The sequence below is a fragment of the Streptomyces sp. NPDC056948 genome, assembly GCF_042674225.1.
In the GTDB taxonomy this organism is placed as follows: Bacteria; Actinomycetota; Actinomycetes; order Streptomycetales; family Streptomycetaceae; genus Streptomyces; species Streptomyces purpurascens.
The window spans coordinates 1-11,302 of the sequence record NZ_JBHUQX010000318.1 but is presented as its reverse complement, the minus strand read 5'-3'; the positions used below and the strand labels follow the sequence as shown (position 1 = coordinate 11,302).

Annotated in this window: 8 protein-coding genes; 5 read left to right on the top strand and 3 right to left on the bottom strand. The window is 72.6% G+C overall.

All coding sequences use genetic code 11. The features are described from left to right. Nucleotides 1-1,432 (bottom strand): glyoxylate carboligase (gene gcl / locus ACFTZL_RS32100; protein ID WP_382589848.1); only part of this gene is annotated, 1,432 nt, incomplete at its 3' end. 208 nt (nucleotides 1,433-1,640) lie between these two features. Between gcl and ACFTZL_RS32095 the strand changes: the two genes are divergently transcribed. Further along, the gene (locus tag ACFTZL_RS32095) at nucleotides 1,641-2,429 is read left to right on the top strand and encodes a hypothetical protein (RefSeq protein ID WP_382589845.1); all 789 of its coding nucleotides are present in this window, start codon (nucleotides 1,641-1,643) and stop codon (nucleotides 2,427-2,429) included. A gap of 28 nt (nucleotides 2,430-2,457) precedes the next feature. Continuing rightward, nucleotides 2,458-2,970 (top strand): GNAT family N-acetyltransferase, encoded by a 513-nt coding sequence (locus tag ACFTZL_RS32090; RefSeq protein ID WP_382589842.1) that lies wholly within the window; start codon nucleotides 2,458-2,460, stop codon nucleotides 2,968-2,970. 1 nt (nucleotide 2,971) lies between these two features. On the opposite strand, the gene ACFTZL_RS32085 is transcribed toward ACFTZL_RS32090, so the two are convergent. Beyond that, the gene (locus tag ACFTZL_RS32085; RefSeq protein WP_382589839.1) at nucleotides 2,972-4,570 is read right to left on the bottom strand and encodes an AMP-binding protein; all 1,599 of its coding nucleotides are present in this window, start codon (nucleotides 4,568-4,570) and stop codon (nucleotides 2,972-2,974) included. Beyond that, nucleotides 4,567-6,237, bottom strand: a complete 1,671-nt coding sequence (locus tag ACFTZL_RS32080) for an AMP-binding protein (RefSeq protein ID WP_382589836.1) — start codon at nucleotides 6,235-6,237, stop codon at nucleotides 4,567-4,569. Before ACFTZL_RS32080 ends, ACFTZL_RS32085 begins: the two co-directional genes overlap by 4 nt. Nucleotides 6,238-6,362: 125 nt before the next feature. On the opposite strand from ACFTZL_RS32080, the gene ACFTZL_RS32075 reads away from it, so the two are divergent. From ACFTZL_RS32075 to ACFTZL_RS32065, 3 genes are all read left to right on the top strand, one after another. Further along, nucleotides 6,363-7,172 carry a LuxR C-terminal-related transcriptional regulator gene (locus ACFTZL_RS32075; RefSeq protein WP_382589833.1) on the top strand — a complete coding sequence of 270 codons (810 nt, stop codon included), beginning with the start codon at nucleotides 6,363-6,365 and terminating at the stop codon, nucleotides 7,170-7,172. A 204-nt stretch (nucleotides 7,173-7,376) separates the two neighbouring features. Next, the gene (locus ACFTZL_RS32070) at nucleotides 7,377-10,229 is read left to right on the top strand and encodes an AAA family ATPase (RefSeq protein WP_382589831.1); all 2,853 of its coding nucleotides are present in this window, start codon (nucleotides 7,377-7,379) and stop codon (nucleotides 10,227-10,229) included. 206 nt (nucleotides 10,230-10,435) lie between these two features. Then, entirely contained in the window at nucleotides 10,436-11,227 is a 792-nt protein-coding gene (locus tag ACFTZL_RS32065; RefSeq protein WP_382589828.1) for a S1 family peptidase, read from the top strand. Nucleotides 11,228-11,302 lie beyond the last annotated feature (75 nt).

Below are 11,302 nucleotides of genomic sequence, written 5' to 3'. Positions count from 1 at the left end.
GGCCCAGATAGGAGTTGTTGACGAGGACATGGACGTACGGGATCTTGTGCTGCGCGCCGACGGCCAGTTCCTCGAGCATGAACTGGAAGTCGTAGTCGCCGGAGAGCGCCACGACGGACGCCTCGGGGTCGGCCTTGGCGACGCCGAGCGCGGCCGGGATGGTCCAGCCGAGCGGGCCGGCCTGGCCGCAGTTGATCCAGTGGCGGGGCCGGTAGACGTGCAGCATCTGGGCGCCGGCGATCTGCGAGAGGCCGATGGTGGAGACATAGCGGGTCTCCGGGCCGAAGGCCTTGTTCATCTCCTCGTAGACGCGCTGCGGCTTGATCGGGATGTCGTCGAAGTGCGTACGGCGCTGGAGCGTGGCCTTCCTCTCCTGCGCGGCGGCGGCCCACTCGGTGCGGTCGGGCAGCTTGCCCGCCGCCTTCAGCTCCCGAGCCACCTCGACGAACAGCTCCAGCGCGGCCTTGGCGTCGGAGGCGATGCCGTAGTCGGGGGCGAAGATCTTGCCGATCTGGGTGGGCTCGATGTCGACGTGGACGAACTTCCGCCCGGCCGTGTAGACGTCGAGTTTGCCGGTGTGGCGGTTGGCCCAGCGGTTGCCGATGCCGAGGACGAAGTCGGACTCCAGGAAGGTCGCGTTGCCGTAGCGGTGCGAGGTCTGGAGGCCGACCATGCCGGCGTTCAGGTCGTGGTCGTCGGGGAGGAGGCCCCAGCCCATCAGGGTCGGGACGACCGGGGTGCCGGTCAACTCGGCGAACTCGACGAGCAGTTCCGCGGCATCGGCGTTGATGACACCGCCGCCGGCGACGATCAGCGGCCGCTCGGACTCGTTGAGGAGCGTGATCGCCTTCTCGATCTGGGCGCGGGTCGCGGCCGGCTTGTAGACCGGGAGCGGCTCGTACGTCTCCGGGTCGAACTCGATCTCCGTGAGCTGGACGTCGATCGGCAGGTCGATGAGGACCGGCCCCGGGCGGCTGGAGCGCATCAGATGGAAGGCCTGCTGGAAGACGCCGGGGACCTGCGCCGCCTCCAGGACGGTCACGGCCATCTTCGTGACCGGCTTGGCGATCGAGGCGATGTCGACGGCCTGGAAGTCCTCCTTGTGGATCACGGCGGTCGGGGCCTGGCCGGTGATGCACAGGATCGGGATGGAGTCACCGGTCGCGGAGTACAGGCCCGTGATCATGTCGGTGCCGGCCGGGCCCGAGGTGCCGATGCAGACACCGATGTTGCCCGGGTGGGTGCGGGTGTAGCCCTCGGCCATGTGCGAGGCCCCCTCGACGTGCCGGGCGAGGGTGTGGGCGATGCCGCCGGAGGCCTTGAGTGCCGCGTAGAAGGGATTGATCGCCGCGCCCGGGACACCGAACGCGTCGGTCACGCCCTCGCGCTTGAGGATCTCAACTGCCGCTCGGGCAGCGGTCATTCGAGCCATCGAGTACTCCTGCTTCGGCTGTCGGATTCGCACTCCCGTCGCGCCCCGCGGTGAGCTCTTCCGTATTGCGGAAAGAATTTTCTACGATCTGGAATTAATGTAAGTGGGGTGGACGAAGGCCGTCAAGAGATGGCAAGGGGCGGACAGGCAGGGGGCCGAAGGAGCACGATGGATCCGCTGTCCCGACGCGACACGGTTCTGGAGAGACATGGCCGAGACCGTCCCGGTGCGCTGCCCGGCCTGCCACCGCGAGCACCGCTACACGCCTCCGGTGTACCCCTGCGTGTGCGGCGCGCCGGTCGGCCCGCCCCTGGACCGCCACCGCGCGGCGACGCCCGTCTCGCATCGCGTCTGGCAGGACGACTGGGTGACGGTGCGCTGCGCGTCCTGCGGCCGGAGCGGGGAGTGGCCGCGCCCGGAGCTGGGATGCGCGTGCGGGACGGTGCTGCGGGTGCCGGTGACGGAGGGGCGGGGGCCGGCCGGCCCGGACGACGGGACGGACCAGGACGCGGATGCCGCCCGGCGGCGGTCCACGCCGGACACACGCGACGCCGCGGCCGCCACCGCCATCGCAGGCGCCGCTGCCGCTGCCGCTGCCGCCAGGCCGCCCTTCCGGTCCGTCACCATCCGAACCGCGCGCGACGCCGTCACGGCCACCGCGCTGTATCTGCGCTGGCTGGGCTACCCGGACGTACGCCGGGCGGACCAGCGCCCCCCGTCCGGCATCGGCCTCGCCGCCCGCGGCGTCCTCGCGCAGGTCGACCCGGCGGTGCGCCCCGCGACGCTGCGGGACGTGGAGTGCCTGTGGCTGACGGCCATGACGGAGTCCGCGGACTGCCTCTACTTCTCCCTCGCCGGATACGCGGACGACGCCCTGGCCCGCGCCGACGCCCTCGCCATCCCCCTGTTCGTCCTCGACCTCACGGGCACACCGCGCCCGGTGAACGCCCCGGCCGACGCGCTGTACACCACCGGCACCGGGAAATCGGCACCCTGACCCCACCACCGCGCCGCATACTCACGGCATGCGCACCCGCATCCGCCCGGCGGCATCCGCCGAACTCCCCGCCCTCCAGGACATCGAACGTGCCGCCGGTGCCCCCTTCCGCGACCTCGGCATGCCGGAGATCGCCGACGACGAGCCGCCGGGGCTCGACGTGCTGGAGCGCTACCGCCGGGCCGGGCGCTGCTGGGTCGCGGTGGACGAGCGGGACCATCCGGTCGCGTATCTGCTGGCCGAGCCCGTGGACGGCGCGCTGCACATCGAGCAGGTCTCGGTCCACCCGCGTGCCGCGCGCCGTGGCGTGGGCCGGGCCCTCCTGGCGTACGCCGCCGACCGCGCCCGCGAGGAGGGCCTGACCGCCCTGACACTGACCACCTTCACGGAGGTCCCGTGGAACGCCCCCTACTACGCCCGCCTCGGCTTCCACACCCTGCCCGAGCCGGACCTCACCCCCGGCCTGCGCGCAATCCGCGCGACGGAGACCGCACACGGCCTGGACCGCTGGCCACGGGTGTGCATGCGCGCACCGCTGTGACCTACCCCTGCCCCTCCGAGAACCTCTCCCGAAGCTCCACCTTGCGTACCTTCCCGGACACCGTCATCGGGAAGGAGTCGAGGATCCGAAGCCTGCTCGGGATCTTGTAGTGCGCCAACTGCCCCTCGCAGAAGGCCCGTAGGTCCTCCAGCGTCGGCGGGGCGTCCGGGTCGCGGGGGATGACGCAGGCCAGGACCTCCTCGCCGTAGTGGTCGTGCGGGACGCCCACGACCTGGACGTCCTGGATACCGGGATGGGCGTAGAGGAACTCCTCGATCTCGCGGGGGTAGATGTTCTCCCCGCCCCGGATGATCATGTCCTTGATGCGGCCCACGATCTCGACGTAGCCGTCCTCGCGCATCACGGCGAGGTCGCCGGTGTGCATCCAGCGGCCGGCGTCGATGGCCTCGGCGGTCTTCTCCGGCTCGTTCCAGTAGCCGAGCATCACGCTGTAGCCGCGGGTACACAACTCGCCCGCGGTGCCCCGGGGTCGTGTCACGCCCGTCGCGGGGTCGACGACCTTGACCTCGATGTGCGGCAGGACCCGGCCCACGGTGCCCGTGCGGTGCTCCAGGTCGTCGTCCCTGCGGGTCTGGAGGGACACCGGGGAGGTCTCGGTCATGCCGTAGCAGATGGAGACCTCGGCCATGTGCATCTCGGCGACCACCCGCTTCATCACCTCGACGGGGCAGGGCGAGCCCGCCATGATGCCGGTGCGCAGGGAGGAGAGGTCGTACGCCGCGAAGCCGGGGAGGTTGAGCTCCGCGATGAACATGGTCGGGACGCCGTAGAGCGAGGTGCAGCGCTCCTGCTGGACCGCGTCCAGCGTGGCCTTCGGGTCGAAGGACGGGGCGGGGATGACGATGCACGCGCCGTGCGAGGTGGCGGCCAGATTGCCCATCACCATGCCGAAGCAGTGGTAGAAGGGCACGGGGACGCACACCCGGTCCTGCTCGCTGTAGGCGATCGACTCGCCCACGAAGTACCCGTTGTTGAGGATGTTGTGGTGCGAGAGGGTCGCGCCCTTGGGGAAGCCCGTCGTGCCCGACGTGTACTGGATGTTGATCGGGTCGTCGCAGGACAGCTCCGGGTACCGGGACCGGGCATCGGGGGTGGCCCGTCCCAGCAGCGCCTCCCAGCTCGGGGCGCCGAAGTACACGACCTCGCGCAACCCGGCGCAGCTGCCCCGCACTTGCTCGACCATCGCCCGGTAGTCGCTCCCCTTGTGGCCGGCGGAGGCGAACAGCAGCGACACACCGGCCTGGTTGAGGACGTACTCGACCTCGTGGGTGCGGTAGGCCGGGTTGATGTTGACCATGATCGCGCCGATGCGGGCGGTGGCGTACTGGACGAGCACCCACTCGGGGCAGTTGACCGCCCAGATGCCCACCCGGTCGCCCTTGGCGACACCGGACGCCGTCAGGGCCGACGCCAGCTCGTCCACCGAGGCGCCGAACCGCGCGTATGTCCAGCGCCTCCCGGACGGGACGTCGACCAGCGCCTCGCGCTCCGGCCAGGCGGCCACCGCCCGGTCCAGGTTGGCCCCGATCGTGTCGCCCAGCAGGGCCGTCCCGCCGGTTCCATGGCTGTACGAAGTCACCGGAAGTCCTCCTCGCGGTACTCGGCGTCCGAGCCGGCCGCCGTGGCCTCGCGCAGCTCGATGCGGCGGATCTTGCCGGAGACCGTCTTGGGCAGGTCGCCGAACTCCAGGCGGCGGATGCGCTTGTAGGGGGCCAGGGCCTGACGGGAGTGCTCGAACAGCACCTTCGCGGTGTCGGGGCCCGGCTCCCAGCCGTCGGCCAGGACGACGTACGCCTTCGGCACGGCGAGGCGCAGGTCGTCCGGGGCCGGTACGACCGCCGCCTCCGCCACCGCCTCGTGCTCCAGCAGCGCGCTCTCCAGCTCGAAAGGCGAGATCTTGTAGTCACTCGCCTTGAAGACGTCGTCCGCGCGGCCGACGTAGGTGACGTAGCCGTCCTCGTCCCGCGCGCCGATGTCGCCGGTGCGGTAGTAGCCGCCGGCCATCGACTCCGCCGTCCGGTCCGCGTCGCCGTGGTAGCCGGTCATCAGGCCGACGGGGCGGCCCGACAGGTCGAGGGCGATCTCCCCCTCGCTCGCGCCCGGCGCCCCCGAGACGGCGTCCAGCAGTTCGACGCGGTAGCCGGGGCTCGGCCGGCCCATCGACCCGGTCTTGAGGGGCTGGCCGGGGCTGTTGGCGACCTGTACGGCCGTCTCGGTCTGGCCGAAGCCGTCCCGGACGGTGACGCCCCAGGACCGGCGGACCTGCTCGATGACCTCCGGGTTGAGCGGCTCACCCGCGGCGACGACCTCGCGCGGCCGGGTGCGCAACTGGGTCAGGTCGGCCTGGATGAGCATGCGCCAGACGGTCGGCGGGGCGCAGAAGGTGGTGACGCCGGCCCGGTCCATCTCCGCCATGAGACGGGCCGCGTCGAAGCGCGTGTAGTTGTACAGGAAGACGGTCGCCTCGGCGTTCCACGGTGCGAAGAGGTTGGACCAGGCGTGCTTGGCCCAGCCGGGCGAGGAGATGTTCAGATGCACGTCGCCGGGCTTGAGGCCGATCCAGTACATGGTGGACAGGTGCCCGATGGGGTACGACGTGTGGGTGTGCTCGACGAGTTTGGGCCGGGCGGTGGTGCCCGAGGTGAAGTAGAGCATCAGCGGGTCGTCGGACCGGGTCGGGGCGTCGGGCGCGAAGTCGGCGGGGGCGCCGTACGCGTCCTCCAGCGGCAGCCAGCCCTGAGGGGCCGTACCGGCGGCGATGCGCGTGTAGTCGCCGGGGACCTCGGCGAACTTCCCGGTGTCCTCGGAGCGCGCGATGACGTGCCGGACCCGGCCGCGGTCGACGCGGTCGCGCAGGTCGGCGGGGCCGAGCAGCGGGGTGGCCGGGATGACCACCGCGCGCAGCTTCATCGCCGCGAGGGCGGTGATCCACAGTTCGGCCTGGTTGCCGAGCATGACGAGGATCCGGTCCTCGGCGCGCACGCCCCGGGCGCGCAGCCAGTTGGCGAACCGGGCCGAGCGCACGGACATCTCCGCGAAGGACAGCCGGGTCTCGCGGCCGTCCTCCTCGACGATGTGCAGGGCGGTGCGGGCGTTGCCGTCCGCGATCTCGTCGAACCAGTCGAGCGCCCAGTTGAAGTACTCGGGGCGGGGCCAGCGGAAGCCGTCGTAGGCCCTGGCGTAGTCCTCGCGGTGTTCCAGCAGGAAGTCCCGCGCCCCGCGGAACATCTCCGTCGCCGATGTCATCTGTCCTCCTGAGTACCGGACCATTGCCGGGCGGCTCCGAACCATCGTGTAATCCGTGATGCAGGTCTCACTACCCCCGAACGGGGGGTGCGTCCGCACAGGAGCCGTAGTGAAGGGGCGAACAGGTGACAGCAGACGCGTCCGACGCGGTCGAGATACGGAACGCGCTGCTGCGTCTGCGGCGCGCCACCGGCCTCCCGATCGCCTTCGGCGGCCTCATGGAGGCCGGGCGGCAGATGCGCATCAGCGAACTGAGCGGCACGGCGACGGACGCCCTGCGTTCCCTCGCGGTGACGTCCGGGATCGGGCTGGGCGGCAAGACGGTGGTGCTCGCCCGGCCGTGCGTGGTGACGGACTACTCCGCGTCGCGGCAGATCAGTCACGAGTACGACGCCCCGGTGGCCGTGGAGGGGCTGCGCTCGGTGCTGGCCGTGCCGGTGGTCGTCCGGCACGGGGTGCGCGGGGTGCTGTACGGGGCGCTGCGCACTGCCCTGCCGATGGGCGGGCGCATGCTCGACGCGGCCGTCGAGGCGGCGCGGGACGTGGAGCGGGCCCTGGTCGTGCGGGACGAGGCGCGGACGCTCGCCGCCGGGGGCGGGGCGGGCGCGGGGTGGGAGCAGGTGCGGGAGGCGCACGCGGCGCTGCGGGCGCTGGCCCCGAAGATCGCGGACCCGGAGCTGCGGGAGGAGCTGCTGGAGGCGTGTGCGCTGCTGACGGCCGAGTCCGCCTCGCCGGCCCGGGTCCGGCTGGCGCCGCGCGAGGTGGACGTGCTGGCGTGTGTCGCCGCCGGGGCCACGAACGCGGTCGCCGCCGAGCGGCTGGGCGTGACGCCCGAGACCGTCAAGGGGTATCTGCGGTCGGCCATGCGGAAGCTGCGGGCCCGGACCCGGGGCGAGGCCGTGGTCGCCGCGCGCCGGGCGGGATGGTTGCCGTAGGTTTGTGATGTTTTCTGATATGCCGGTCCGTTCGATATACCGAAGGGTTCCCGACCGGGCGCCCACGGCGTCTGCCGCCGCATTCGGGGGCCCAATGAATTCGCCCGTCGGCGTCGGTTGTTATTTCCCTCACCACGCCGTCCGTCCGAAATTGAAAGAGCTGTTGCCTAATATTGGCCAGGACACGACACAGGGAGGGGAGAGGTGACCGTGCGACGGGACTTCCAGGAGCCTCCCAGGTGCCGCCCCGACCTGGTCATCGGCAGGGAGGATCTGTTCACGTCGGCTCGTGAACAGCTCGGCCGAGGCGGAAGTGTGCTGCTCCACGGCCCCGCGGGAATAGGAAAGTCGACCGTCCTGCGGGCGCTGGCCGCGGATTACGGCGGCGCGGCCCGGACCGTCCTGCGCTGCTCGGCCACCGAGTCCGAATCGCACCTGCCCTTCCTGGCGCTGGCCGACCTGTTCGGCCTGGTCCTGGACGAGGTCTCGGGACAGTTGCCCGCCGCCCAGCGCACCGCCCTGGAGTCGGCGCTCACCGGCCGCGGCGAGTCCACCCTCCAGCGTGACGGGCTGGCGCTGCGCCTCGCCGTGCTGTCGGCGCTGCGCGCCCTCGCCGCCGAGGGCCCGGTGCTGGTCGTCGCCGACGACCTGCAGTGGCTGGATGCCGCCAGTGCCGAACTGCTCGGCTTCGCCGCCCGCCGGCTGGGCGACACGCCCGTGCAGATGCTGTGCGCGGTGCGGACCGAGGGCCAGGAGTACGACCGCCATCTACGCGCGTCCCCGCCCGACACGCTCGCCGTCCGGCTGGGCCCGCTGTCCCGTACCCAGGTCTCGGCGCTGCTCGATCACCGCGGCTACACCCCCTTGTCCCGCTCGACGATCCGCGACATCCACCGCACCAGCGGCGGCAACCCGCTCTTCGCGCTGGAACTGGGCCGTGCCCTGGCCGAGAGCCCCACCCGGCCCCGGCCCGGCGAGCCGCTGCCCGTGCCCACCTCGCTGCGGGCCCTGGTGCTGAGCCGGCTGGAGATGCTGTCGGACGAGGCGCGCCGCACCCTCCTGGTGGCCAGCGCCGGTGCCCGCCCCACGCTGGCGCTGCTGCACGCGGCCGGCCGGGAGCACGCCGAGGCCGAGACGGCCCAGGCCGCGGCGCTCGGGCTGCTGGCGACCGAGGCGGAGGGGCCCGCCGTACGGTTCGCGCATCCGCTGATCTCGGCCGCGCTGTACGCGGAGGCCCCGGCGCAGGAGCGGCGGGCCGTGCACGCCGCGCTGTCCACAGCGGCCTCCGACCCGATCGAGCGGGCCCGGCACCTGGCCCTGGCGACCACCGGCACCGACCCGGAGGTGGCGGCCCGGCTCGCCGAGGCCGCCGCGCGGGCCCGGGACCGCGGGGCACCGTCCGTGGCCGCCTCGCTCGGGCTGCTCGCGGCCCGGCACACCCCGGCGGACAGCACTCCGGGCCCGGACGAACGGCGCCTGCAGGCGGCGGAGGACGCGATCACCGCCGGCGAGGCCGATCTCGCCCGGGACATCGCCCGCGACGTACTGACGCGTGCCACCGTGCCCGCCGAGCGCGTACGGGCCTGGATGGTGGTCATCGAGGCGGCCGGGCAGGCGCTCGGCGAGGTCGACGCCGTCTTCCCGCAGGTCCTGGCCGACGCGGGCGACGACCCGGGGCTGCTCGCCCTGGTCCACTACCAGCTCGCCTGGCGCGGCCTGGTCGTGGAGGGCGACTTCGCCGAGGCCCGGCAGGAGGCCGAGCACGCGGCGGAGCTGGCCGCCCGGGGCGGGGACCGGCGCACCGAACTGATGGCGTTGTCCTTCCAGGCCTCCACCGAGACCCTGATGGGCCATCCGGGCGCGCCCGCGACCGTCAAACGGGCACTGCGGGAACCCCAGGACCCGTATGTGGCCTGCCATCACAACGGCGCCGGCTCGGCCCGGTTCCGCTGGCTGATCATGAGCGACCAGCTCCCCGAGGCGCGGTCGACGATCACCGCGCTGCTGCGCGAGGTGCGGCGGCGCGGCATGGTCGAGAGCGAGGTGCACTTCCTGCGCTTCCTCGCCGACACGGAGCTGCGCACCGGGCACTGCGGCCGGGCCCTGGACCTGGCCCGCGAGAGCCTGCGGCTGGCCCGGGACGCCGGGATCGGCGAGGGCGCCTCGGCGATGCTCGCCTCCCTCGCGGAGGCCTCCGCCGGGGACGTGGACCGGGCGCTGGCGCTCGCGCGTGAGGCGGCCGACCACGCCGAGGTCGACGGCGACCAGATGTATCTGTCCCGGGCTCTGGCGGCCCTGGGCTACGCCCAGTTGGTGGCCGGGGACCCGGCGGCCACGGTCCGTTCGCTGCGCCGGGTGCGGGAGCTGGAGCACGGCCTCGGCATCAACGACCCGGCGCGCGGCCGCTGGCACGGCGACCTCGCCGAGGCACTGGTCCGCATCGGCGAACCGGGCGAGGCCCAGGACCTCATCGACACGACCCGCGCGCACGCGCTGCGGCTGGGCAGGGAGAGCGTGCTGGCCGTGCTCGACCGGGCCGAGGCGATGGTGCGGGCGGCACGCGGTGAACACGAGGGCGCCCTCGTCCGGTTGGCGTCCGTGCGGGACCGGCTCGGCAGGCTGGGCTACGGCCTGGAGGAGGCGCGGGCCGCCTTCGCGCTGGCCCGTCTGCGCGCCCAGGCCGCCGCGCTGCCCCGCACCGGCGGCACTCCCCTGCCGGGACCGGCGTCGTACGACGAGGCCGCCCGGCTGTTCCGGCGCTGCCGGGCGCTGCCCTGGCTGCGGCAGGTCGACGCGGCCGTCGCGGCCGGTTCCACGGCGGTGGAGGCGGCCTCCGTCGCGCCGCCCGTCGCGCTGGACGCGCTGGAGGGCCTCGCCTCGATGGAGCGTCAGGTCGCCTCGCTCGTGATGGAGGGCGCGACCAACCGGGAGATCGCGGCCCGCCTGTTCATCAGTGTCAAGACCGTCGAGGCGACGCTGACCCGGGTCTACCGGAAGCTGGGGATCCGTTCGCGGGTGGACATCGTCCGGCTGGCCGCCGGCCGCCGCACGACCTGACCCTCACCTGGGTTTACGGGGCGCGACCGAGGGTTTTCCCTGCCCAACTCCCTTAGGGAGTTCCCCCATTGGGAGCCCCCTGTCCCGGGCTCTAGCTTGGGGGCGTGCCGCTCGCCGGGCACACGGAGATCCGAACAACGGCGTCAGGGTCCCCGTGCTTCACCACACCCGCGCGACCCCCCACCGGCAACTCCCTGAGGAGACCCATGTTCGGGCTCAACCGCGCCAAGAAGGCCGCCGCCGTCGCTGCGGCGACCGCTGCCGCCGCCGCGACCGCGCTGCTCACCGCTCCCGCCGCCGTCGCCGCGCCCCAGCCGATCGTCGGCGGTACGACGACCACGACGACCGCGTACCCGTTCGTCATGCAGATCACGGACGCCTCGCAGAACCAGTTCTGCGGCGGCACGCTGGTCTCGCCCACCAAGGTCGTCACCGCCGCGCACTGCATGGTCGGTGAGTCCGCCGGCAGCGTGCGGGTGGTCGGTGGCCGCACCTACCTCAACGGCACCAACGGCACGGTCAGCAGAGTCAGCAAGATATGGATCCACCCGAGCTACACCGACGCCACCAACGGCGACGACGTGGCCGTGCTGACGCTGTCGACGTCGATGCCGTACACCACGGCGAAGTACGTCTCCTCCTCCCAGACCTCGGTGTACGCGGCCGGCGCCACCGCCCGCATCCTCGGCTGGGGCACCACCTCCGCGGGCGGCAGCTCCTCCAACCAGCTCCGCACCGCGACCGTACCGACCGTGTCCGACTCCAGTTGTGCGAGCTCCTACGGCTCCGACTTCGTGCAGAGCGACATGGTGTGCGCCGGAAAGACCTCCGGCGGCGTGGACACCTGCCAGGGCGACAGCGGCGGCCCCCTGCTCATCGGGGGCGTCCTGGCAGGCATCACTTCCTGGGGCGAAGGCTGCGCCCAGGCCGGTTACCCGGGTGTCTACACCCGGCTGACCACCTTCTCCAACCTGGTCACGACGCAGGTCAACTCGTAACCAGTCATAGCTCCTGAGTACCCCTCAGGTGAAAGACCAGGGGGCGTTGGGGGGGGGCCCCCGGGGCGCCGCCCC